Source organism: Amycolatopsis sp. NPDC114503, from assembly GCF_055633655.1.
Window position 1 is genome coordinate 684,329 of sequence record NZ_JBVKDT010000005.1, and the last position, 20,881, is coordinate 705,209.

At 68.9% G+C, this 20,881-nt stretch carries 23 protein-coding genes and 1 tRNA gene; 14 read left to right on the forward strand and 10 right to left on the reverse strand.

What is annotated here, in order from left to right; translation table 11 throughout:
• Positions 1-14: 14 nt before the first annotated feature.
• Positions 15-956, reverse strand: a complete 942-nt coding sequence (locus ACZ7OI_RS24965; RefSeq protein ID WP_470266576.1) for an LLM class flavin-dependent oxidoreductase — start codon at positions 954-956, stop codon at positions 15-17.
• An 88-nt stretch (positions 957-1,044) separates the two neighbouring features.
• Between ACZ7OI_RS24965 and ACZ7OI_RS24970 the strand changes: the two genes are divergently transcribed.
• Positions 1,045-1,818 carry a helix-turn-helix domain-containing protein gene (locus tag ACZ7OI_RS24970; RefSeq protein WP_470266577.1) on the forward strand — a complete coding sequence of 258 codons (774 nt, stop codon included), beginning with the start codon at positions 1,045-1,047 and terminating at the stop codon, positions 1,816-1,818.
• On the opposite strand, the gene ACZ7OI_RS24975 is transcribed toward ACZ7OI_RS24970, so the two are convergent.
• Both ACZ7OI_RS24975 and ACZ7OI_RS24980 read right to left on the reverse strand, forming a co-directional pair.
• A complete protein-coding gene (locus ACZ7OI_RS24975; protein WP_470266578.1) occupies positions 1,796-2,302 on the reverse strand; it encodes a DedA family protein in 507 nt (168 codons plus the stop codon). The two genes, ACZ7OI_RS24970 and ACZ7OI_RS24975, sit on opposite strands and share 23 nt — an antisense overlap.
• Positions 2,274-2,879: a class I SAM-dependent methyltransferase gene (locus tag ACZ7OI_RS24980; protein ID WP_470266579.1), complete on the reverse strand. Its 606-nt coding sequence runs from the start codon at positions 2,877-2,879 to the stop codon at positions 2,274-2,276. Before ACZ7OI_RS24980 ends, ACZ7OI_RS24975 begins: the two co-directional genes overlap by 29 nt.
• A gap of 146 nt (positions 2,880-3,025) precedes the next feature.
• Here ACZ7OI_RS24980 and ACZ7OI_RS24985 point away from each other — a divergent pair, with 146 nt between their 5' ends.
• The 3 genes from ACZ7OI_RS24985 to ACZ7OI_RS24995 are packed head-to-tail and all read left to right on the forward strand — an operon-like array spanning position 3,026 to position 5,977.
• The gene (locus ACZ7OI_RS24985) at positions 3,026-4,150 is read left to right on the forward strand and encodes a sensor histidine kinase (RefSeq protein ID WP_470266682.1); all 1,125 of its coding nucleotides are present in this window, start codon (positions 3,026-3,028) and stop codon (positions 4,148-4,150) included.
• Positions 4,147-4,800 (forward strand): response regulator, encoded by a 654-nt coding sequence (locus ACZ7OI_RS24990; protein ID WP_470266580.1) that lies wholly within the window; start codon positions 4,147-4,149, stop codon positions 4,798-4,800. Before ACZ7OI_RS24985 ends, ACZ7OI_RS24990 begins: the two co-directional genes overlap by 4 nt.
• Before the next feature lie 19 nt (positions 4,801-4,819).
• Complete coding sequence (locus ACZ7OI_RS24995; RefSeq protein ID WP_470266581.1) at positions 4,820-5,977, forward strand: PQQ-dependent sugar dehydrogenase; 1,158 nt, start codon at positions 4,820-4,822, stop codon at positions 5,975-5,977.
• A gap of 2 nt (positions 5,978-5,979) precedes the next feature.
• On the opposite strand, the gene ACZ7OI_RS25000 is transcribed toward ACZ7OI_RS24995, so the two are convergent.
• Positions 5,980-6,702, reverse strand: coding sequence for an SDR family NAD(P)-dependent oxidoreductase (locus ACZ7OI_RS25000; protein ID WP_470266582.1), 723 nt, complete (start codon positions 6,700-6,702; stop codon positions 5,980-5,982).
• 25 nt (positions 6,703-6,727) lie between these two features.
• Between ACZ7OI_RS25000 and ACZ7OI_RS25005 the strand changes: the two genes are divergently transcribed.
• The 3 genes from ACZ7OI_RS25005 (at position 6,728) to ACZ7OI_RS25015 (ending at position 7,935) form a co-directional block, all read left to right on the forward strand.
• Positions 6,728-7,261, forward strand: a complete 534-nt coding sequence (locus tag ACZ7OI_RS25005) for a MarR family winged helix-turn-helix transcriptional regulator (protein WP_470266583.1) — start codon at positions 6,728-6,730, stop codon at positions 7,259-7,261.
• Between the two features lie 10 nt (positions 7,262-7,271).
• On the forward strand, positions 7,272-7,670 hold the full coding sequence (locus ACZ7OI_RS25010; protein ID WP_470266584.1) for an NUDIX hydrolase: 399 nt from the start codon (positions 7,272-7,274) through the stop codon (positions 7,668-7,670).
• 109 nt (positions 7,671-7,779) lie between these two features.
• The gene (locus ACZ7OI_RS25015) at positions 7,780-7,935 is read left to right on the forward strand and encodes a VOC family protein (RefSeq protein ID WP_470266585.1); all 156 of its coding nucleotides are present in this window, start codon (positions 7,780-7,782) and stop codon (positions 7,933-7,935) included.
• A 4-nt stretch (positions 7,936-7,939) separates the two neighbouring features.
• Here the strand turns inward: ACZ7OI_RS25015 and ACZ7OI_RS25020 are convergent, their stop codons facing one another.
• Complete coding sequence (locus tag ACZ7OI_RS25020) at positions 7,940-8,530, reverse strand: TetR/AcrR family transcriptional regulator (RefSeq protein WP_162834135.1); 591 nt, start codon at positions 8,528-8,530, stop codon at positions 7,940-7,942.
• Between the two features lie 219 nt (positions 8,531-8,749).
• Positions 8,750-9,709, reverse strand: coding sequence for an acyl-CoA desaturase (locus tag ACZ7OI_RS25025; RefSeq protein ID WP_470266586.1), 960 nt, complete (start codon positions 9,707-9,709; stop codon positions 8,750-8,752).
• A 197-nt stretch (positions 9,710-9,906) separates the two neighbouring features.
• On the opposite strand from ACZ7OI_RS25025, the gene ACZ7OI_RS25030 reads away from it, so the two are divergent.
• The 4 genes from ACZ7OI_RS25030 to ACZ7OI_RS25045 all read left to right on the forward strand — a co-directional run bounded on the left by ACZ7OI_RS25030 (position 9,907) and on the right by ACZ7OI_RS25045 (position 14,267).
• Positions 9,907-9,978: transfer RNA gene (locus ACZ7OI_RS25030), tRNA-Gln, on the forward strand.
• 90 nt (positions 9,979-10,068) lie between these two features.
• Positions 10,069-11,748 carry a GGDEF domain-containing protein gene (locus ACZ7OI_RS25035; protein ID WP_470266587.1) on the forward strand — a complete coding sequence of 560 codons (1,680 nt, stop codon included), beginning with the start codon at positions 10,069-10,071 and terminating at the stop codon, positions 11,746-11,748.
• A gap of 45 nt (positions 11,749-11,793) precedes the next feature.
• Complete coding sequence (gene glmU, locus ACZ7OI_RS25040; protein WP_470266588.1) at positions 11,794-13,290, forward strand: bifunctional UDP-N-acetylglucosamine diphosphorylase/glucosamine-1-phosphate N-acetyltransferase GlmU; 1,497 nt, start codon at positions 11,794-11,796, stop codon at positions 13,288-13,290.
• Positions 13,287-14,267 (forward strand): ribose-phosphate diphosphokinase, encoded by a 981-nt coding sequence (locus ACZ7OI_RS25045; protein WP_116200125.1) that lies wholly within the window; start codon positions 13,287-13,289, stop codon positions 14,265-14,267. Before glmU ends, ACZ7OI_RS25045 begins: the two co-directional genes overlap by 4 nt.
• A gap of 772 nt (positions 14,268-15,039) precedes the next feature.
• Here the strand turns inward: ACZ7OI_RS25045 and ACZ7OI_RS25050 are convergent.
• The gene (locus ACZ7OI_RS25050) at positions 15,040-15,465 is read right to left on the reverse strand and encodes a pyridoxamine 5'-phosphate oxidase family protein (protein ID WP_470266589.1); all 426 of its coding nucleotides are present in this window, start codon (positions 15,463-15,465) and stop codon (positions 15,040-15,042) included.
• A gap of 106 nt (positions 15,466-15,571) precedes the next feature.
• Between ACZ7OI_RS25050 and ACZ7OI_RS25055 the strand changes: the two genes are divergently transcribed.
• A complete protein-coding gene (locus ACZ7OI_RS25055; RefSeq protein ID WP_470266590.1) occupies positions 15,572-16,444 on the forward strand; it encodes a TIGR03621 family F420-dependent LLM class oxidoreductase in 873 nt (290 codons plus the stop codon).
• On the opposite strand, the gene ACZ7OI_RS25060 is transcribed toward ACZ7OI_RS25055, so the two are convergent.
• Positions 16,380-17,054: a TetR/AcrR family transcriptional regulator gene (locus tag ACZ7OI_RS25060; protein ID WP_470266591.1), complete on the reverse strand. Its 675-nt coding sequence runs from the start codon at positions 17,052-17,054 to the stop codon at positions 16,380-16,382. The two genes, ACZ7OI_RS25055 and ACZ7OI_RS25060, sit on opposite strands and share 65 nt — an antisense overlap.
• A gap of 122 nt (positions 17,055-17,176) precedes the next feature.
• On the opposite strand from ACZ7OI_RS25060, the gene ACZ7OI_RS25065 reads away from it, so the two are divergent.
• Entirely contained in the window at positions 17,177-18,037 is an 861-nt protein-coding gene (locus ACZ7OI_RS25065; RefSeq protein ID WP_470266592.1) for an esterase/lipase family protein, read from the forward strand.
• A gap of 47 nt (positions 18,038-18,084) precedes the next feature.
• Here ACZ7OI_RS25065 and ACZ7OI_RS25070 read toward each other — a convergent pair whose 3' ends face one another.
• Positions 18,085-18,732 (reverse strand): NAD(P)-dependent oxidoreductase, encoded by a 648-nt coding sequence (locus ACZ7OI_RS25070; protein WP_470266593.1) that lies wholly within the window; start codon positions 18,730-18,732, stop codon positions 18,085-18,087.
• Positions 18,733-18,835: 103 nt separating this feature from the next.
• Positions 18,836-19,951 carry a hypothetical protein gene (locus ACZ7OI_RS25075; protein ID WP_470266594.1) on the reverse strand — a complete coding sequence of 372 codons (1,116 nt, stop codon included), beginning with the start codon at positions 19,949-19,951 and terminating at the stop codon, positions 18,836-18,838.
• Positions 19,952-20,276: 325 nt separating this feature from the next.
• On the opposite strand from ACZ7OI_RS25075, the gene ACZ7OI_RS25080 reads away from it, so the two are divergent.
• Positions 20,277-20,876, forward strand: coding sequence for a 50S ribosomal protein L25/general stress protein Ctc (locus tag ACZ7OI_RS25080; RefSeq protein WP_470235172.1), 600 nt, complete (start codon positions 20,277-20,279; stop codon positions 20,874-20,876).
• The last annotated feature ends 5 nt before the right edge of the window (positions 20,877-20,881 follow it).

Here is a 20,881-nt window from a genome sequence, read left to right on the forward strand (position 1 = left end):
GTCACCGTCCCAGACTACGTCGCGGCACCGACAGGTTTCCGCTCCCCGGCGATCACCTCCGCCAACAGGGGCAGCTGCCGCTCGACCGCGCCGGGTTCCAGCGAGCCGACGCGCAGCAGGACGTGCTCCGCTCCGGCCTCGGCGTAGCGGCGCACGGTCGCCGCGACTTCCGAGATCGGGCCGGTCACGGTCGCCTGGATGGTGCTGATCTGCGCCAACGACCGCTGATAAGTCGCCTGCGCGTAGTCCTCCAGGACGCGCTGGCCGCGCCGCGGATCGGGGTCGACGTAGACGGTCAGGAACAGCGACGGGGTGACAGCGCGGTCAGTGGCGGCGCGGATCGTCGCGACGCCGGACGCGTAATCCGCAGGGTCCGGCGGGTACGGGAGCCAGCCGTCGTAACGCAGAGCGGTGCGGCGTAGCGCGGCTGGCGTCGCGCCGCCCAGCCAGATCGGCGGACCGCCGGGGCGTGCGGGCCGGACCGCCGACGGCAGCCAGTCGTAGTGCAGTACTTTGCCGTGGAACGAGCGCGGCTGGCCGGTCCACAGCTCGCGCCAGAGCGTGACGACGTCGTCCAGATGCGAGAACCGCGTTCGGAAATCGACCCCGGCCAGGTCGAATTCCCGCTCGCTGAAGCCGGGGAAACCCGCGCCGACGCCGACCGCGAGCCGTCCTTCGGAGATCAGGTCGACTGAGGCGAGCGTCATCGCGGTCTGCACCGGGTTGCGGTGCGCGGGCAGCAGCACGGCGGTTCCGACGGTGACGCGTTCGGTCGCCTGCGCGACTGCGGTGAGCAGGGTGAGCGGTTCGATCCGCGGCCGGGAAAGCGAGTCACCGGCCCAGATCGACGCGAAGCCGAGCCGTTCGGCTTCGCGAGCTGCTGCGACGAGGGCACGCGGGGTGCCGCCTGCTTCGAGCTGTGCCTGTCCGGCAGGAAGAAGGAGTCCGAATTCCACGCCGTCGACGATCCAGCGCGGCACGGCGTCCCGGCAATTCCCTCCGGGGAATGGCCGGGCAGCGGAGAACTCGGCAAGAATCGTGCAGGTGCCCCCTTTCGCCGACGCTTTGCGCGACGCCCGTTCCCGCCGCCGGCTCAGCCAGCTCGACCTCGCGCTGAAAGCCGGAACGACGCAACGCCATGTCAGCTTCATGGAACGCGGCCGTTCGCTGCCCGGCCGCGGCATGGTGGTGCGCGTCGCCGAGGCGCTCGGGCTGCCGCTGCGCGAGCGCAACGCCCTGCTGCTGACCGCCGGATACGCGCCGGTCTACCCCGAAACGCGGATGGACGACCCCGCGTTGACGCCGGTGCTGGAGTCGCTGCGCGCGCTGCTCGCCGGGCACGAGCCGTACCCGGCGCTGGTCGTGAATCGCTACGGCGATCTCGTCGCCGCGAACGACGGCTTCGATCTGCTCACCGAGGGCGTCGCGGCGGAACTGCTCGAACCGCCGATCAACGTGCTGCGGCTGGCGTTGCACCCGCGCGGGATGGCGCCGCGGATCCAGAACTTCGCCGATTGGGCGCAGCACGTGCTCGAACGCCCTCGCCGCGGTCTGGCGCACGGGCCTGATCCACGGCATCAGGCGTTGCTGGACGAACTCACCGGCTACCTGCCGTCGCCTGGCGAACCGTCGGGTGACCACCTCGGTTTCGCCGTGCCGCTGCAGCTGTCCAGCTCGGCGGGCGAACTGCGGCTGCTCACCGCGATCACGCAGTTCGCCACTGCGGTCGACGTGACCATCGCTGAGCTGAGTCTCGAGACCTTCCTGCCCGCCGACGCTTCGACTGCGGAACTGCTCAAGGCGCAACCCAGCCGGTGACCTGACCCATCGTCAGCTCCACGCCCGCCCACAACACCGCCGCGCACAGGCTTCCGATGAAGAAGCGTCGGTACGACAGTCCAGCAGAACCGGCGACGCGCGGCACGAGAGTGCGTACGCCTGCGAGGCACCGCCCTAGGACCACTGCTGGCACGCCGTAACGCGCGACAGTCGCTTCGGCCTTGTCCCACTTCGCTTCGCCGATCCGCTGCCCTACGCGGGACCGACGCAGCTTCGGTCCCCACAGTCGTCCTTCCCAGTACGCAAGCTGATCCCCCGCGAACGCCGCCGCGACGCAGACTGCGAGCGCAGGCCACAGCTGCAAAGTCCCGCGCTGCACAAGGAAACCCATGAGCAGCAAGGTGGACAGCGTCGGCAGCACGATGCCGGGCAACAACGCTGTCTCGGCCATGATCACCAGCGCGCAGATCAGGTAGACGAGCGGCGCGGGAGCGTCAAGAAGCGGCTGAAGCAGGCTGTCCATACCGGTCCAGTCCCGACCGCACCGGCAAAGCCGCGCGGTACACGTACGCCGGCGGGAGGTTCCGCCAAACCACACTGGTGCGTTCGACGACCGCGAAGCGGCTTCGCAACAACCGTGCGAACCGACGCGCTGGCGGGGTCCAAGCGGTGTGCGCGTACGCGAAGGTGGTGAAGCGGCCTTGCGGGGAAAGCACCTCGCAGACGGAGTTCAGTACCGCAGCCTGGGGCGCGGCATGCATCGCTGTCCAAGGCAGACCGGAGACGACGACGTCGACCGGCATCGTCACGTACGCAGCGACGTGTTCCGCAGAGCCCTCCGCAAGGTGTATCGATGGGAAGCGCTCGCGTAGCTCTTGCACGAGGTGCGCGTTGATTTCCACCGCGGTGAAGTGTGCGTCGCGCTGAAGCACGCGAAGCAGCACTTCGGTGAATACGCCCGTTCCTGGCCCCAGCTCCACGACGCTGTGCGCGCTCTCGACGCCCAGCCCTGCCGTCATCACTCCGGCCAGCCGCGACGAGCTGGCGGCGATCGCGCCGGTCCGCATCGGGTGGCGGAAGAACTCCCTGGTAATCGACATGTTTTCGACGGTAGGAAACGCCTCGGTCGTCGCGGATCGGCTCGGTCGGCGGGAAAAGTCGTCCGCTCGGAGGACCACGGCCATCCTCCGGAACGACGCGCGCGACGACGACCGCGCGTTACGTTCGTTTCGTGCGGAGACTGGTCATGTGGGGGCGCAGGCAGCGGTGGCTGCTGGACTTGCCGCTGTACGCCGTCTTCATCGCCTTCGGACCCAACATCGCGGATCAGCAGACCTGGCTGCTGCGCATGGTTTCAATGCTGTTTCTGCTCCCGCTGTTGGTGCGTCGCCGCTACCCGCGCACAGTCGCGCTCCTGATCCTCATCGGAGTAGCGCTCGTCTATACGAACGAAATATGGGCGTATGACCGTGGCCGTAGCGACCTCGCGATGGCGGTGGTCCTGTACACGCTCGTCAAAGCCGGTGACAGATGGTTCATCGGCTTCGCGGTAGCTATCGCCGGCCTAGACACCTTCTGGGGATTCACCTGGGGCACCAACACTCTGAACCCGGCGCTCACCATCTTCGGCACACTGCCGCTGTACCTGGCGGCCTGGGCGCTCGGCGCGTTCTTCCGTACGAAGGAACAACTCGCCGAAGAAGAACGACTGAGAGCTGAGCTGGCAGCGTCCGAGGAACAAGCCCGCAGTCGCGCTTCAGTCGCCGAAGAGCGCACAAGGATCGCGCGCGAGCTTCACGACGTACTCGCGCACAGCATGAGCGTGATCGTCCTGAACGCCGAAGGAGCGAAGCTCGCGCGCCATCACGACCCGGACGCTGTCGACCGTACGCTCGACACCATCAGCAAAACCGGCCGTTCCGCCCTCGCCGAGCTTCGGCGGCTGCTGGAGGTGATGCACGCCGGCGAACCCGCGCGCGCACCGCAGCCGACGCTCGACCAGTTGCGCACGCTCGTCGCGCAGTCCGGCCGCGAAGTCACCCTCGAAGTCAACGGCGACATCGCCGACCTGCCCGCCGGTGTCGCGCTTCAGGCGTACCGCATCGTCCAGGAGGCCCTGACCAACATGCTCAAACACGCGCCGCCCGACGCGACCGGCCGCGTCCGGGTCACCTTCGCCGGCCCGGAAATCCACGTCGAGGTCACCAACTCCGGCGGACGGCAGCCGGTCGCGGCGGGGCTGCCCGGATCCGGGCGCGGGCTCACCGGCATGGCCCAGCGCGTCGCGATGTACCACGGCAAGCTCGAAACCGGCGCGCTCCCGGACGGCGGTTACCGCGTCTCGGCGACACTGCGGACGGACGCCGCATGACGTCCGTGCTGATCTGCGACGACCAGGAACTGGTACGCGTCGGGCTGCGGATGATCGTGGACAGCCAGCCTGATCTGGAGGTGGTCGCCGAGGCGAGCGACGGCGCGGAAGCCGTCGAACTCGCCCGCGCGCGGCGGCCGGACCTGGTGCTGATGGACGTCCGGATGCCGGTGCTCGACGGCGTCGCGGCGACCGCGCAGATCTGCGCAGAACTGCCGGACACCTCGGTGCTGGTGATCACGACGTTCGACCTCGACGAGTACGCCTACTCCGCGCTCCGTGCCGGGGCCAGCGGATTCCTGGTCAAGGACGCGCCGTCGGACGAAATGCTGGTGGCGATCCGCGGTGTGCTGCGCGGCGACGCGATGGTGTCGCCGTCGGTCACGAAACGCCTGCTAGACCGCTATCTCAGCGCACACCGGACGCCGCTGGACGAGCAGAAACTGGAGACGCTGACCGAACGCGAGAAGGACGTGCTCGGCCTGATCGCCCGCGGATTGTCGAACACCGAGATCGCCGGGACGCTGTTCATCGGCGAGACGACGGTGAAGACGCACGTCGGACGGTTGCTGAACAAGCTCGGACTGCGGGATCGGGTGCACGCGGTCGTGTTCGCGTATGAATCCGGATTGGTACGTCCAGGCGGCTGAACCGGGGCATGCTGGACCCATGCGTCTCGTCCCGTTGCTCGCCTCTCTCCTGCTGCTCGCCGCCTGCTCGGCCGCGCCAGCGAGCGCCCCTGCCCCAGCGAAGCCGGAGTCAGGCCGGTTCGCCGTGCAGGAGGTCGCCGACGGCCTCGAACACGGCTGGGACGTCGCTTTCCTTCCCGACGGTTCACTGCTCGTGCCGCAGCGCCCCGGCAAGCTCGCGCTGATCCGCGACGGCCGGAAGACCGACGTGCGCGCCGATTTCTCCGACGTCCTCGTGCAGGGCGAAGGCGGTCTGATGGGCCTGGTCCTGGCGGCGGATTTCGCGACCTCGCGCGAGTTCACCACCTGCCAGACGCACCAGGAAAACGGGCGCGCGGTGGACGTCCGGCTCGTCACCTGGCGGCTCGCCGACGACGGCGCGAGCGCGGCCAAGGTGCGCGACCTGCTGACCGGCCTGCCGGTCAACCCGAGCGGACGGCATTCCGGCTGCCGCCCGACGCTCGCCCCCGACGGCGCACTGCTCGTCGGCACCGGCGACACCGCTCGGTCCACGGTGGCGCAGGACCGGCACAGCCTCGGCGGCAAGGTGCTGCGGATCGACGCGAAGACCGGGGAACCGTTGCCGGGCAACCCTTTCCTGGCGTCCACCGATCCGAACGAACGCCGGATCTACACCTACGGCCACCGGAACGTGCAGGGCGTCGCGATCCGGCCGGGCACCGGGCAGGTGGTCACTTCCGAGCATGGACCGGCGTTCGACGACGAGGTGAATCTCCTGCGGCCAGGCGGGAATTACGGCTGGGATCCGTCGAAGGGCGGCACCGATTCCAGCTACGACGAGAGCGTGCCGATGACCGACAGCACCCGGTTCCCGGACGCGGTTCGTCCACTGTGGACCAGCGGCCAGATCACCGAAGCGACCAGCGGCGACGCATTCCTCACCGGCAAGCAGTGGGGCGCGAACGAAGGCGCGCTGGTCGTCGTGGCACTGAAGGGACAGAAACTCCTGCTGCTGCACCTGGACGCCGCGGCGAAAGTCACCGGAGTCACGCTGCCCGCGGAATTCAACGACAAATTCGGCCGGTTGCGAGCCGCCCGAAGCGGACCGGACGGCTCGCTGTATGTGACGACTTCCAACGGCAGCAACGACAAAGTCCTGCGCGTGACGCCTGGCTGAGATCAGCCGACGTACGCGCCGCCGTTCACGTGCACGACCTGGCCGGTGACGTGTCCGGCCTCCGGGGAAGCCAGGAAACGCACCACCTCGGCGACGTCCTCCGGCTTGCCCGCGCGTTTGGTCATCGTGTTCTCGACCAGCCGCTCCTGGCGTTCGGCGGAGAGTTTGCCGCGGAAGAATTCGGTGTCCACGATCAGCCCCGGCGCGACGATATTCGCGGTGATCCCCCACTGACCGAATTGGCGCGCGGTTTCGGTATTCCACACCTCCACCGCCGCTTTCGCCCAGCCGTACGACTCCGCGCCGGTGTGCCCGGCGATCGAGCCGATGGTGACAACGCGGCCGTTGTCGGCCAGTCGCTCCCCCAGCGCCGACGTCACGAACGCGGCGGAGAACAGATTCGCCCGGATGTTGGCCGTCCAGGCAGCGTCGAGCGCTTTCAGCCCCCGACCGTCGGAGCGCAGGAAATCCGTGTTGCCGCCAGCATTGTTCACCAGCACGTCGACCCGTTCCGGCAACTGCTCGCACGCCGCCTCGACCGCCTCGGGATCGCTCGCGTCGAAGCTCACCGCACGCGCGCCGAGCAGCGTCGCCGCCTCGGTGAGCACGTCCTCGCGCCGTCCGGTGATCGTGACCCGATCGCCGTCCCGGACAAACGCCGCGGCGATCGCGTATCCGATTCCGGTGCTGCCCCCGGTCACTACTACGTCCCGATTCATCCCCACGTCCTTTATTGCTAAAGTACCTCTTGTGGACGACGGTACCGGCGGCGGGGAAAACCCGTCAAGCGACGAGGTGGACGAGATTCAGCGGGCGTGGCTGCGAGAGCGGCCGGGCACGCCGGTGTCGTCCATCGGCGTGATCACGCGCATCTGGCACATCGCGAAACTGCTGGAAGAAGACCGGCGCGCCACCATGCTGGAGCTCGGAATGGACGCCTCCACTCGCACGCTGCTCAGCACGCTGCGCCGCGCCGGGCCGCCGTACCGGCTCAGCGCGGGCGAACTCGCGAAACGCTGCCGGGTCAGCCCCGGCGCGATCTCCCAGCAGACCGCCCGCGCCGAACGCGACGGCCACGTCCGCCGGATGAAGTCCACTTCGGACCGTCGCGGGGTGTACGTCGAGCTGACCGAAGCCGGGCACGAGCTGATCGAGCGAACCGTCGGAGATCTGCTGGAGCACGAGGAAACCTTGGTGTCCGCGCTGTCCCCGGCGCAGCGCGAGCAGCTGGCCGATCTCCTGCGCATCCTGCTCTCGGACCTGGACCAGCGAGCGCGAAGGTAAAGTGGCGGACATGCCCACCATCGACAAAGTCGCCTGGCTGCACGTGGTCGACGGCAAGCTGCTCGCCGCGCGTTCCGCGGGCAAGGACACCTGGTACCTGCCCGGCGGGAAACGCGAGGAGGGCGAGTCGGACGTCGAGACGCTCGTCCGGGAGATCGCCGAGGAACTGAGCGTGACGCTGGATCCGGCGTCCGCGCGGCTGGTCGGGGCCTGGGAAGCGCAGGCGCACGGCAAAGCGGACGGCGTCGTGGTGCGAATGACTTGTTACGCCGCGGATTACACCGGCGAGCTGAAGCCGAGCAGCGAGATCGAGTCGTTCGGCTGGCTCGTCCACGCCGACCGAGACCGGGTGTCGGCGACGGTCCAGCTGATCCTCGACGACCTGTACGCACAAGGAAAACTGGTCTGATGCTGCGACTCGGGACAACGGTGCTCGGAGTCGCCGACGTCGAACGCGCGATGCGGTTCTGGTCCGAAGCGCTCGGGCTCGTCGAGAACCCGGAATGGGCGAGTGAGACATGGCGGACCCTGGCGGCGCGCACGCACTCGGACTCGGCGCACAACGGGTCGGCTCGGAGCATTACCCGCCCGAGCCGGATTTCGTGGTCCTCGCCGACCCGGACGACAACCTGTTCTGCGCAGTGGATCTGAGCAACGCGCCGTCCGGCGGATAAGGGTTCAGCCGAGCAGCCGGGGCTTGTTTTCCAGGTGCGACAAGCCATTCCAGGCAAGATTCACCAAATGCGCGGCGACCTCGTCACGCTTCGGTTTGCGCGCGTCCAGCCACCACTGCCCAGTGAGCGCGACCATGCCGACGAGCGCCTGCGCGTAGAGCGCGGACAGCTTCTCCTCATACCCGCGCGCGGCGAACTGCTGCGCGAGGATGTGCTCGACCTGGCTGGCGATGTCGTTGAGGACAGTCGAAAAGGTGCCGGTGGAACTAGCGACCGGGGAATCGCGGACGAGGATGCGGAAACCGTCGTGGGAATCCTCGACGTAGCTCAGCAACGCGACAGCGGCCTGCTCCAGCATCACCCGCGGATGTCCGCCGTGGAGCGTCGAGATCATCCGGTCGAGCAGCAGCTGCGTCTCCCGGTCGACGACGACGGCGTAAATGCCTTCCTTGCCACCGAAGTGCTCGTAGACGACCGGCTTGGACACGTTCGCCCGTGCGGCGATCTCCTCGACCGAAGTGCCGTCGAAACCCTTCTCCGCGAACAACGCACGCGCCACGTTGAGCAGCTGCTGCCTGCGCTCGGTGCCCGTCATGCGCACCCGGGCGACCGGTGCGGCCGGCCGCGCGCCGGTGACCGCTGCTTCTCGCTTCGCCCGTCGTCTCCCCGCCATTCGCAGCAGGGTAGCGGGCTTGGCTCCGGCGGGCTTCGGGGAGCCGCTCGTCGTCCTGGGCCCGGACATGAACAAACCCCGCCGAGCGACGGGGTTCGTCCGAGAGAGGGAGCCGGGAAACTCAGCCCGGCAAAGGGAAACCTACTTGCTCTCGGCCGCGATCCGGGCCAGCCGCTGCGGGGTCGGCCACCGGACGTCGTGCACCCAGCCGAACTTCTCGAAGATCCAGATCAGCCGCGCCGACATGTCGATCTGGCCGCGCTTGACTCCGTGCCGGGCCGAGGTCGGGTCCGCGTGGTGCAGGTTGTGCCACGACTCGCCGAAGGAGAAGATCGCCAGCGGCCAGAAGTTCGCCGACCGGTCGCGGGCGGCGAACGGGCGCTCGCCGATCATGTGGCAGATCGAGTTGACCGACCAGGTCACGTGGTGCAGCACGCACACGCGGACCAGGCCCGCCCAGAAGAACGCGGTCACCGCGCCCCACAGCGACCACGAGATCAGCCCGCCCAGCAGCGCCGGCCCGAACAGGCTCACCAGCGACCACAGCCAGAACAGGTCGTCGACCTTGCGGATGGCCGGGTCCTTCACCAGATCCGGCGCGAACCGCGCCTGGTTGCTCTGGTCGCGCTCGAACAGCCAGCCCATGTGCGCGTGCCAGAAACCCTTGGCGATGGCCAGCGGCGAGGTGCCGTACGCCCACGGCGAGTGCGGGTCGCCGTCGCGGTCGGAGAACGCGTGGTGGCGCCGGTGGTCGGCCACCCAGGTGATCACCGGTCCCTGCAACGCGATGCTGCCCGCGATCGCCATCACGACGCGCAGCCACGGCTTGGCCTTGAACGAACCGTGGGTGAAGTAGCGGTGGTAGGCGACGGTGATGCCCAGCCCGCTGATCCCGTAGAACACGACGAACAGCGCGACGTCCGTCCAGGTCAGGCCCCAGCCCCAGGCGAACGGAACCGCGACCAGCAGCGCCACGATCGGCAGCAGCACCCCGAAGTACACCGACAGCTGAACGCCGATCCCGCGCTGTCCGTCGATGATCGGCTTGGGGCCCTTCGGCGGGTCGCCCGCTGACTGAGAACGATCGAGGGTGGCCGTCATGCGCTCACTTCTTTCCTCTCACAACCCCTTGCGAAGGGTGCCCTTACCTACGGTGTCGTAAGTTACGGTACAGGAGGTTTCCGGCGCTGTGGAGGCCCGAAAAGTCCGATTGCCCGGTGCCCGGGACGGCCCTGTGGCGCACGCCTCCCCCTCCTGGCGCCCCCGTCCTCGATCATCGCTATCCTGACCAGGACCGATCCGCCGTAGTGTAATCGGCAGCACTTCAGATTTTGGTTCTGACAGTTCAGGTTCGAATCCTGGCGGCGGAGCTGCACATCCGGCGAGGGCGATGGGAGTGGGGGCGGCTGAGCGAGGAACCGAGCGACCCCGCGGGCGCCCGTCGCCCGACCCTGGTCGAGATGTCGGACGCGTGGCTGGTCGGGCGCGCGCGGGAACTCATCGCGGCCGTTCAGCGCCAGGAGCACGAAAACCAGCTCGAGATCGTCAAGATCATGGACGAGCTGCTCGAGGAGACCCTGCGCCGGGGAGAACCCACGCTCGTCGCCCAGCTGCTGCGCGCCTCCGCCTTCTCCCGGCTCGTCACCCGCGGCCTCGCCGCCGAGGCCGAACCCCGGCTCGACGAGATGCTCGCGCACACCCGCCGGCACGGTCTGTCGCTGCTTCGCGCGGACGCGCACGCGCTGCGCGGGCGCCGGCTCGTGCTCGCCGCGCAGGAAGACGCCGCGCTCACCGAGATCGCCCGCGCGCTCGCGATCCTCGACGACTCCACGATTCCGGACCGCCAGGTCGGCGTCCGCAACTGGAACCGCATGCAGTCGATGGCGCTCATCGACTGCTGGATAGTGCTCAACCAGCTCGGCGTCTACGAGGCCGCCGAAGAGGTGATCGGCCGCGCGCACCAAGCGATCCGGGAAAGCGCGAGCCCCCACGAGATCACCCTGCAGCTGATGAACCGGGTCAAGATGCTGCTCGGCTGGGGCCTGCGGCTCGAGCGGATCGAGCAGTACGACGAATCGGCGGAGAAGTTCCGCACCGCCGCGTCGATGGCGGTGGCCGCGGAGGGCCCGTTCGCCGAATCGCTGTTCCCGCGCAAGATCGGCGTGTCCGCGGTCGACCAGGTCGGCGTGCTGGCCGCGGCGCTCGCGCTGCACGACCCGTCCGCCGAGCACGTCGAACGGTTGCAGGGCATGCATCTCGGCCACCACTACCCGCACGAGCAGGAGCTGGTCGCGATCGCGCTGGCCCGCTGCCTCGACCAGGCCGGCCGCCGCGGCGACGCGCTGAAGGTGCTGCACGAGGCCCGCGACGTGCTGGCCGAGGACGTCTCGCAGCCGTCGATGCGGCTCACCCTCTCCCGCGAACTCGCCAGGCTCGATCCGGAAGCGGCGAGCCAGTCGCTGATCGACTACGCGACCGCGCTGGAAACGGAAATGTGGGCGCTGCGCGAATCGCAGATCGCCACGCTGAACGCGCGCCGCGAGCATGAACGGCTGTCCGCCGAGCACGGCGCGATCACCCAGCAGGCACTGCAGGATCCGCTCACCGGCCTGCCGAACCGGCGCGCGCTCGACGAACGGCTGCGCTCGCTGGCGTCGTCGGCGGACGCGCAGCCGCTCGCGGTCGCGCTGGTCGACCTCGACGGGTTCAAGGGCGTCAACGACAAGCAGTCGCACGCCGAGGGCGACAACGTTTTGCGTGTTGTCGCAAGCACTCTGCGCGACGCTCTGCGCGGAGACGACGTGGTGGCTCGCTACGGCGGCGACGAGTTCATCGTGCTGCTGCCCGGCGCACCGGCGTCGGCGGCGAAGATGGCGCTCGGCCGCGCGGCCAAGTCCGTCGCGACGCTGCCGCATCACCTCTCGCACGGTGTGACGTTGTCGATCGGCTTGGTGTCACTCCGTCCGCAGGAGCGTGCCGAGCAGGTGCTCGCGCGCGCAGACGCGGCGATGTACGAAGCGAAACGCGGCGGTGGCAACCAGGTGGCGTCGGCCAACTCGATGGCGGGCGACGGCATGGGCGGCTGGCCTGGGGAAACGGCTCCGACCGACCCCGCGTGGAGCGCTGGGGACCCCACGTAGGATCGTTGGTGCTCGTCAACGCACCGGTGAATCGTTGGGAGACTCGTGAGCGGCCCGCTGAGCACGCTGATCCTCGCTGCGGGTGAGGGCACCCGCATGCGTTCCTCCACTCCTAAGGTGTTGCACCCGATCGCCGGAAGGCCGCTGGTGGAACACGCTGTGCGCGCCGCCGCCGGCCTCGCGCCGCAGCATCTGGTGGTCGTGATCGGACACGGCCGCGACGCCGTGCGCGCCGAACTCGACCGGGTCGGCGAGGCGCTGGGCCGCGAGGTCGCCACCGCCGTGCAGGAAGAGCAGAAAGGCACCGGGCACGCCGTTTCGTGCGCGCTGGCCGAACTGCCGGAAGGACTCACCGGCACCGTGGTCGTCAGCTACGGCGACGTTCCGCTGCTGGACACCGAAACCCTGGAAGCGCTGCGGGCCGAGCACGCCAAGGCGGGCAACGCGGTCACCGTGCTCACCGCCGAGGTCGCCGACCCGACCGGCTACGGCCGGATCGTCCGCGGCGCCGACGGCTCGGTCAGCGCGATCGTCGAGCACAAGGACGCGACGCCGGACCAGCGGGCGATCACCGAAATCAACTCCGGCGTCTACGCCTTCGACGCGGCCGTGCTGATCGACGGCCTGTCGCGGCTGTCGACGGACAACGCGCAGGGTGAGCTTTACCTCACCGACGTCCTCGGCATCGCGCGCGAGGACGGCAAGGGCGTCGGCGCGCTGGTGGTCGACGACCCGTGGGTCACCGAGGGCGTGAACGACCGCGTGCAGCTTTCGGTGCTCGGAGCCGAGTACAACCGCCGCATCGTGCGCCGCTGGCAGCGCGAAGGCGTCACGGTCACGGACCCGAACACCACCTGGATCGAGGCGGACGTCACGCTCTCGCGCGACGTGCTGATCGAGCCGAACACCCAGCTCAAGGGCCGCTGCTCGGTCGGCGAGGGCTCCGTTGTGGGCCCGGACACCACGCTGACCGACGTACAGATCGGCGCGGGCGCTTCGGTCGTCCGCGTGCATGGCTCCGGCTCTGAGCTGGGCGACGGCGTGAACGTCGGCCCGTACACGTACCTGCGGCCGGGCACGAAGCTCGGCGCGAAGGGCAAGCTGGGCGCGTTCGTCGAGACGAAAAACGCGCAAATCGGCACCGGCACAAAGGTGCCGCATCTCACTTATGTGGGCGACGCGATCGTCGGCGATCACAGCAACATCGGCTGTTCCAGTGTGTTCGTGAACTACGACGGGGTGGCCAAGCACCAGACCGTTGTCGGTTCGCATGTCCGGCTTGGGGCGGACAACACGCTGGTCGCGCCGGTGCGGATCGGGGACGGCGCTTACAGTGGAGCCGGTGCGGTGATCCGCGACGACGTCCCGCCTGGCTCACTGGCGCTGTCGGCCGGTCCGCAGCGCACCATCGAAGGCTGGGCGGTCCGGCGCAGGCCGGGCACGCCCGCGGCGGAGGCGGCGGAAGCCGCACTCGCCGCCCAGCAGCAGGACACCGTTGTGTCCGAGTCAGCAGCAGGAACCGACGGGGAGTCGCCAGCATGAGTCCGAAGTCAGGTACGCCGAAGAAGAATCTGATGCTCTTCTCCGGCCGTGCGCACCACGAGCTCGCGGAAGAGGTCGCCAAGCACCTCAACGTGACGATCACCCCGCAGACCGCGCACACGTTCGCCAACGGCGAGCTGTTCGTGCGGTTCGAGGAGTCGGTGCGCGGTACCGACGCGTTTGTGATCCAGGCGCACACCACGCCCATCAACGAGTACGTGATGGAGCAGCTGATCATGGTGGACGCGCTGAAGCGCGCGAGCGCCAAGCGGATCACCGTGGTCATGCCGTTCTATCCGTACGCCCGCCAGGACAAGAAGCACAAGGGCCGCGAGCCGATCTCGGCGCGGCTCATCGCGGACCTGTTCAAGACCGCGGGCGCGGACCGGATCATGACGGTCGACCTGCACACCGCGCAGATCCAGGGCTTCTTCGACGGCCCGGTCGACCACCTGATGGCCCAGTCGGTCCTCGCCGACCACATCAAGTCGACCTACGGCAACGCGGACATCACGGTCGTCTCGCCGGACTCGGGCCGCGTGCGCCTTGCCGAGAAGTGGGCGCAGCAGCTCGGCGACCGGCCGATCGCGTTCATCCACAAGACGCGCGACCCGGACAAGCCGAACCAGGCCGTCGCCAACCGCGTGGTCGGCAAGGTCGAGGGCAAGCTCTGCGTGCTGATCGACGACATGATCGACACCGGCGGCACGATCGTGAAGGCCACCGAGGCGCTGCTGGAGGAAGGCGCGGCGGACGTGGTCATCGCGACCACGCACGGCATCCTCTCCGACCCGGCCACCGAGCGGCTGTCGCAGTGCAAGGCGCGCGAGGTCATCGTGACGAACTCGCTGCCGATCCCGGAAGAGAAGCGCTTCCCGGGACTGACGGTGCTGTCCATCGCGCCGATGCTCGCGGAAGCCATTCAGCAGGTGTTCGAGGACGGGTCGGTCACCTCGCTGTTCGACGGCAACGCCTGACGCCCGCAGCTTCCGAACGGTTCTGAACGACGCGGCCCGAGTTGGCGGGTGCGGCCTGAGACGGGTCGCATCGGCTGGCTCGGGTCGCGTCGTTTTGTGACTGCGGCCGGTTGGCTCGGGTCGCTTCGTTTGGTGACCGCGGCCGGTTGGCTCCCGGGTTGCCTCGGTCGGCGCAGGTCGCGTCGGTCAGCGCAGGTCGCGCCGCGCCGCCTCGGTCGGCTCGGGCCGCGTCGGTCAGCCCGCGCCGCCTCGGTCGGCTCGGGTCGCCTCGGTCGCCTCGGTCGGCTCGGGTCGCCTCGGTCGGCGGCTGCGACCAGTTGGCTCGAGTCGCGTCGGTCGGCTCGGGCCGCATCGATTGGCGCAGGTCGCGCCGGTCGACTCCGGTCGCGTCGGTCGCCTCGGTCGACTCCGGTCGCATCGGTCGCCTCGGTCGACTCCGGTCGCATCGGTCGCCTCGGTCGACTCCGGTCGCGCCGGTCGCGCCGGTCGGCTCCGGTCGCATCGTTTGGTGACTGCGGCCGTTCGCCGAAGAGGCTCGCCTGAGCCGAGCGACCCAGCGTGAGGCATGCAGCGTCGCCAACGGCCCAACCGCGCCACCTCACCGACGCCTCGTCACCTGCCCGGAACAAGCCCGCCCAGCCCGGCGGGGCATCAAGCCCCCGCCGCGCTCAGCGCCGCCCAAGAACCGTGTCACCGCTCCCGAGCAGCCGCACCACCATCACCAGCCAAAAACACCTCCCTCGCCCCACGAACTCCGCACCCAGCCCAGCCGTCACACCGCGCCCATGTCCGAAGACAGCCACCTCTCCGGCCGCATATGGATCGCCATGTGCTCGCCCAGCTGCGTCCGCTCGTACTCCACATACCCGGCCACCTTGTCCGCAGGCAGATACCACGACGCCATCTCCCACGTCAGCTCGTAACTGCCCGGCCGCGTCCGGACCACCGGCCCCTCCACCGACACGTACCGCACCGTCGGCTCGACCCTCTGCACCATCAGGCTGAACCGACCGGCCGCCTCGATCGCCTTCGCCTTGCGCGAGTTCGGTTCCGTGATCACCCACAGCTCGCCGCCCGGGGTGTACTGGTACCAGATCGGCACCGTCAACGGCGCTCGGTCCGGGCGCTCCACCACCGCGAGCGCGCCGATGTGCGGTTCGGCCAGAAACTGTTCCCGTTCTTCACTCGACAACACCATGCCCTCGAAGCTAGCGACGGGGTACGACAAAAACCGGCGAGAACCGGGTTCCGCCGGCGGCGAAAACCGATGCGTCACCCGTCCGGGACTGACTAGCGTCGCTGCCATGGGGAAATTCGAATTCGGCGTCAGCCTGCGGCTCACGGCCGACGGCACTGAGTGGACCGAAAAATGCCGGCGTGCCGAGGAACTCGGCTACGACCATCTGACCGTGCCCGACCATCTCGGGCCGGGGCGGCTGGCCCCGTTCCCCGCGCTCACGGCCGCGGCGGCGGTGACCGAGCGGGTGCGGGTCGGCACGTTGGTGTCCAATGTGCCCTTCTACAACCTGGCGCTCTTCGCTCGCGATGTCGCCACCACCAACAAACTCACCCAAGGCCGTTTCGAACTCGGCCTCGGCTCGGGCCACATGAAGCACGAGTTCGACGACGCAGGGCTGCCGTGGCGCAAAGCCGCCGACCGGATCGCGTATCTCACCGAAGGCCTTGCCGAGCTGCGCACGCGCGTCGAGGACGAGGGCGGCATGCCGAAGCTGCTGATCGCGGGCAACAGCGACGGCGTCCTCAAGCTCGCGGCGGAACAGGCGGACATCGTCGGGTTCGCCGGTCTTCGCCAGGACCGCGGCCGTCCGCCGGGCACGTTCGTGCTCGACAACGACGTGGCGATGGACGATCGGGTCGCGTATTTCCGTTCCCTGGCAGGGGATCGCGAGATCGATTACAACATGCTGGTCCAGCGCGTCGTGGTCACCGACGACCGCCGCGAGGCCGCCGCGGAATGGCATGCCGAGACCGAGGAACGCAGCGCGGCGGACGTCGACGAACTGCTTAAAGCACCGCAGCTTCTCTTCGGCACGGTGGACGAAATGGTGCAGCAGCTGATCGCGCACCGCGAACGGTACGGCTTCTCCTACTTCACCGTTTTCGAGGCGATGATGGAGACCTTCGCTCCGGTGGTGGCTGAACTGCGAGGTCGCTAGCCGCCTGCACCTTCGCGACGGCGTCCCCGGCGATCAACGTGAGCACGCGGCCGAGGAGACCGTCCGGCACAGCTTCGTCGTCGATGTCGGCTTCCACCGCCAAACCGTTGCTCAACGCGAGCAGTACGACGGCGAATTCCTCGGCAGGCAAAGGAAGTTCGAGGTCCAACCCCTCGGCGAGCCGGTTCAACGCACGCGCGATCGTGTCGCGAACCTCCCGGCGGCGCCGGCGCAATGCGTCGCGCCGCCGGTCGTCGTGGTGCGCCATCGCGAAGAACTCGGCCAGCAACCGGTGCCACACCGCGTCAGTGCGCATTTCGTACATCAGCACCGCGGCGACGTTCGCCAACCCCGCGCCGCCGTCGTCCGCTTCGGCGAAACTCGCCAGGCTTGCCTCGAGCCGGTGCGCGGCGTGCTCTTCCATCAACGCCAGCACCAGCTCGTCTTTCGACGCAAAACTCGAGTAGACCGCGCCCTTCGTCAGCCCGGCCGCCGCGGCTACCTCGGTCAATTTCGTCGCGGCTATGCCCTGTTCCCCGAACACGGCGAAGGCCGCGTCCAGGATGCGCCGCCGGGTCTCCGCCCGCGTCGGCCGCGTCCGGCCGGTCATCGGCTTCTCCCTCATCCGGGGGTTGACACTGCCTGAGCCCGCTCAATACCTTCAAGTATCCAATACCCACGGGTATTCAGTGTCAAGGACTCTGTCAAGGACGACAGGGAAGGACCGCTCCGATGAGGTTGCGCATCGTCCTGGCCGCCGCGGCATTGCTGACCGCCGCGTTCGCCGCCCCAGCCACCGCCGCCCCAGCCACCGCCGCCACGGCAGGCGGCGTCAATGATCCCTCATGCCGGCCGAGCACGGCGCATCCGCGTCCGGTGGTGTTCCTGCACGGGCTCGGCGCGACGTCCTATGAGGACTTGAACTTCCTCCAGGATCACGTCGCCGCCAAGGGATACTGCACCTTCAGCCGCACTTACGGCGCGTATCCGCAGTTCCCGGTAGTCGGCGGGCTTCGTCCGATCGCCGACTCCGCAACGGAAATCAAGCAGTTCGTCGGCGAGGTGCTGGCGGAAACCGGTGCGGCGCAAGTGGATCTGGTCGGCCACTCCGAGGGCGGCTTCCAGTCCCTGTACGTCACGAAGACCCAAGGCATCGCCGACCGGATCGGCTCCGTCGTGGCGATCGCGCCGCCCGCGCACGGCACCACGTTCGCCAACCTGACGAAACTGGCGTACCTGCTGGGAATTCGCGATGAAGTCGGCAAGGCGCTCACCGCGTTCGGCTGCCCGGCTTGCGACAACCTGATCACCGACGGCAGCGCGGTCCAGACCCTCACGAACGGTCCCATCGCGCAGCCCGGCGTGCGCTACACAGTGCTCACGTCGCGGTACGACGAACTGGTCACGCCCACCGAAACGTCCTTCGTGCGCGAGCCGGGCGTCACGAACGAATACGTCCAGGACACCTGCCCGTTCGATCCGGTCGGGCACATCGGCGAGGCCTACGACCTCAACGTCTGGAACCTGGTCACCAACGCGCTCGACCCGGCGCACGCCGAGAAATTCCTTTGCACCGCAGGATCTCCCGGCTGACGCACGACGCGACCCGGTGGTGCCGCGAGCACCACCGGGTTCCGCGCTCAGTACGCCAGCGTGAACCGGGCGCGCGAGTGCTTCGGCTCTTCGATCTCGTCCAGGAACGCGATCGCCAGGTCCGCGCCGCTGATGTGCGAGCGGCCGTCATCGTCGCTGACCAGCACGTCGCCGCCGAGGCGGAACTTGCCGGTGCGCTCGCCGGGGATCCAGGAACCGAACTCGGCCGCCGGGCTGACGTAGAACCAGTCGACGTCGTCGCCGGGCAGCTCGCGCAGAGCCTCCAGGACGAGGACGTGGCTGCCCGCCTCCGCCTTGTACTCCTCCGGGAACTCCGGAGTGTCGATCACTCGCGGCCCGTCCTCGCTGACGCGCAGCGAACCTGCGCCGCCGACGATCGCCAGCCGCGCGCCGTTCGCGCGCGCCGCTTCCAGCAGCGTCGGCAGGGCGTCCACCAGACGGCGGCCCTCGTCGTCCGCGCGGCCCGGCGTCGCGACCACGAGCACGTCCGCGCCCTTGGCCACCGAAGCGACGAACTCCGCGTCATGCATCGATCCCGACCGCGCCTCGACACCGGAGGGCAGGCCCTCGGCCTTGCGCGCGACTCCGGTCACGGAGTGCCCGCGCCGCAGCGCCTCGTCGGTGATCCGGCTGCCGGCGAATCCCGTCGCGCCGAACACCACAAGCTTGCTCATTTGCCGCTCCTCGAAAAGAAAGTCCGTCTCGTCGAATCCGATGGTAAGGACCGGTCTTCGGCTACTTCAACGGAAGAAACGCACCCCGAGGTGAGCGTGCAGGTCAGCCGCCGAGCGCGGCGAACGCGGTGGCCAGCTTCGCCTTCACCGCGTTCGCGTCGACCGGCGAGCGCACCTCGGCGACCGCCGTCGGCTTCGCCAGCACCTGGTAGCTCGCGGTGCGGTTGGGCAGGGAGAATTTGACCGAACAGGACATCGTGATGGTCGCGTCCGCGGCCGCGTCGCCCTCGGTGGCGCAGCTTTGCGAGCCGAGCGAGTCCGCGCTGATCTCCACCGAAAGCTTGATGTGCACATTCGGTTTCGAGCCCGGCTGATTGCCGACGACGCTGTTCGAAACGTCCACTGTGGTCTTGCAGGAACCGACGTAATCCTGGCAGTCGAGTTTGTCGTTGAGCACCGTGACGCTCGCCTGTGCGAGCCCGTCGAACGGCTGCCCGACCGCGTCGACCGCGGCGTTGAAATCATTGTGGAACTGCTTGATCTCGGCGGCGCTGAGCGGCCGGACGCGGAACGCCGCACCCAGCTTCGGACCGCCGCGCGAGTCGAGCAGCGCCGGCGCGAACCCGGCTACCCGGTGCGGTTCGGCGGTAGTCACCTGCAGCGCGCCGCCGAGGTCGTACACCTCGGTGCCGTCCGGCAGTTTCTGCTTCCGCGGAGCACCGGCGCCGAGACCGCCGAGCGCCTTGCGCAGTTCGCCGGCGAGCTTCGGCGGGGCCAGCCGCGCGGCCGGGTCGACCGGCAGTTCGCTCCCGACGGTGTGCACCCATCCGCCGCCGAACTGGGTGCTGTTCTCCTCCAGCCCGTGCGACTTCCAGTAGTCCGCGTCGGCCGCGAGGTACAGCTGCCCGTCCGGTTCGGTGATCCGCACCGACTTGCCTTCCAACGGCAGCGCGCCGAAGCCGTTGCCGTCGCGCGCGACGCGGTACGTCAGCGTCGCCGGGTTGCCGGCACCGTCCTTCAGCGTCGCGTCGTACTGCAGCGCCGGCGCCTTCTCCAGCGCTTGCAGCGCGGCGTCGATCGCCGTCTGCTGCTGCGCACGCTGCTCAGCCAGCTGCCGGTCGGCATCGGACAGTCCCGCCGTGCCGGTCACCGCGACCTGGCAGCCCGCGAGAAGCCCACCCAGCAGCACCAGTGCTGTCGCAGTCCATCGAACTCGCATGTCGGCCGCCCCTCTTTCCGCGGGAATCATGCCACCCCCATGAGATCGGTGGGCGGGACGGGATTTGTGTCGTCACCCACCCACGCGGGGGAGCCTCGGCCGACCCGGTGAGTGACCGTGCGGACCGGCTGGTTTACACTTCTCGGGTTGTCTCGGCGAGGCGGGTGCGCCTGTAGGTGCCCGGCGTGATCGACGCGGCGGCTCGAGAAGCCCCGTGGTCTGCTCACGCCCGCAATCTCGCCGCCGTGCACAACCGCCCCCGAGCAGAGATCGACGATCCCGCCGCCCCCTGCCGCACGTCGTGTGATTGAAGGAGTGCTACACCGTGTCCGAGGTACGTCTTTCCGTCGAACCGCGCACCGAGTTCGGAAAGGGTGCCGCCCGCCGCACCCGTCGCGCCGGCAAAATCCCCGCGGTGCTCTACGGGCACGGCTCGGACCCGCGGCACTTCGCGCTGCCGGCCATCGAGTTCGCCCGCGTCGTCCGCGAGAACGGCACCAACGCCGTCATCACGCTGGACCTGCAGGGCAACGTCGAGCTGGCGCTGACCAAGACCATCGTGGTCCACCCGCTCAAGAACTACATCGAGCACGTCGACCTGCTGGTCGTCAAGCGCGGCGAGAAGGTCACCGTCGACGTCCCGATCGTCGTCACCGGCACCGCGAGCCCGGGCACCCTGGTCGCCCAGGACATCGACACGATCCAGGTCGAGGTCGAGGCGCTGCACATCCCCGAGCAGTTCGAGGTCTCCGTCGAGGGCATCGAGGCCGGCGTCCAGATCACCGCGGGCCAGATCGCCCTGCCCGCGGGCGCCGAGCTGGTCACCGACGCCGAGGCGCTCGTCGTCGCCGTCAACGAGGCCCCGCGCGGCTCCGCTGACGAGGACGCCGAAGCCGAGGAAGCCGCCGCCGAAGCGGCCGAATAAGCTCG

What these genes read in the sequence shown, in the direction of transcription:
- ACZ7OI_RS25060 (WP_470266591.1), bottom strand. Translation starts at nt 17,054, where the DNA reads ATGACCGGCCGGACGCGGCCGACGCGGGCGGAGACCCGGCGGCGCATC.
- ACZ7OI_RS25065 (WP_470266592.1), top strand. Translation starts at nt 17,177, where the DNA reads ATGAGGTTGCGCATCGTCCTGGCCGCCGCGGCATTGCTGACCGCCGCG.
- ACZ7OI_RS25010 (WP_470266584.1), top strand. Translation starts at nt 7,272, where the DNA reads ATGCCCACCATCGACAAAGTCGCCTGGCTGCACGTGGTCGACGGCAAG.
- ACZ7OI_RS25035 (WP_470266587.1), top strand. Translation starts at nt 10,069, where the DNA reads ATGTCGGACGCGTGGCTGGTCGGGCGCGCGCGGGAACTCATCGCGGCC.
- ACZ7OI_RS25020 (WP_162834135.1), bottom strand. Translation starts at nt 8,530, where the DNA reads ATGACGGGCACCGAGCGCAGGCAGCAGCTGCTCAACGTGGCGCGTGCG.
- ACZ7OI_RS24975 (WP_470266578.1), bottom strand. Translation starts at nt 2,302, where the DNA reads ATGGACAGCCTGCTTCAGCCGCTTCTTGACGCTCCCGCGCCGCTCGTC.
- ACZ7OI_RS24995 (WP_470266581.1), top strand. Translation starts at nt 4,820, where the DNA reads ATGCGTCTCGTCCCGTTGCTCGCCTCTCTCCTGCTGCTCGCCGCCTGC.
- ACZ7OI_RS25015 (WP_470266585.1), top strand. Translation starts at nt 7,780, where the DNA reads ATGGCGGACCCTGGCGGCGCGCACGCACTCGGACTCGGCGCACAACGG.
- ACZ7OI_RS24990 (WP_470266580.1), top strand. Translation starts at nt 4,147, where the DNA reads ATGACGTCCGTGCTGATCTGCGACGACCAGGAACTGGTACGCGTCGGG.
- ACZ7OI_RS25050 (WP_470266589.1), bottom strand. Translation starts at nt 15,465, where the DNA reads ATGGTGTTGTCGAGTGAAGAACGGGAACAGTTTCTGGCCGAACCGCAC.
- ACZ7OI_RS25045 (WP_116200125.1), top strand. Translation starts at nt 13,287, where the DNA reads ATGAGTCCGAAGTCAGGTACGCCGAAGAAGAATCTGATGCTCTTCTCC.
- ACZ7OI_RS25025 (WP_470266586.1), bottom strand. Translation starts at nt 9,709, where the DNA reads ATGACGGCCACCCTCGATCGTTCTCAGTCAGCGGGCGACCCGCCGAAG.
- ACZ7OI_RS25055 (WP_470266590.1), top strand. Translation starts at nt 15,572, where the DNA reads ATGGGGAAATTCGAATTCGGCGTCAGCCTGCGGCTCACGGCCGACGGC.
- ACZ7OI_RS24980 (WP_470266579.1), bottom strand. Translation starts at nt 2,879, where the DNA reads ATGTCGATTACCAGGGAGTTCTTCCGCCACCCGATGCGGACCGGCGCG.
- ACZ7OI_RS25075 (WP_470266594.1), bottom strand. Translation starts at nt 19,951, where the DNA reads ATGCGAGTTCGATGGACTGCGACAGCACTGGTGCTGCTGGGTGGGCTT.
- ACZ7OI_RS25070 (WP_470266593.1), bottom strand. Translation starts at nt 18,732, where the DNA reads ATGAGCAAGCTTGTGGTGTTCGGCGCGACGGGATTCGCCGGCAGCCGG.
- ACZ7OI_RS24985 (WP_470266682.1), top strand. Translation starts at nt 3,026, where the DNA reads ATGTGGGGGCGCAGGCAGCGGTGGCTGCTGGACTTGCCGCTGTACGCC.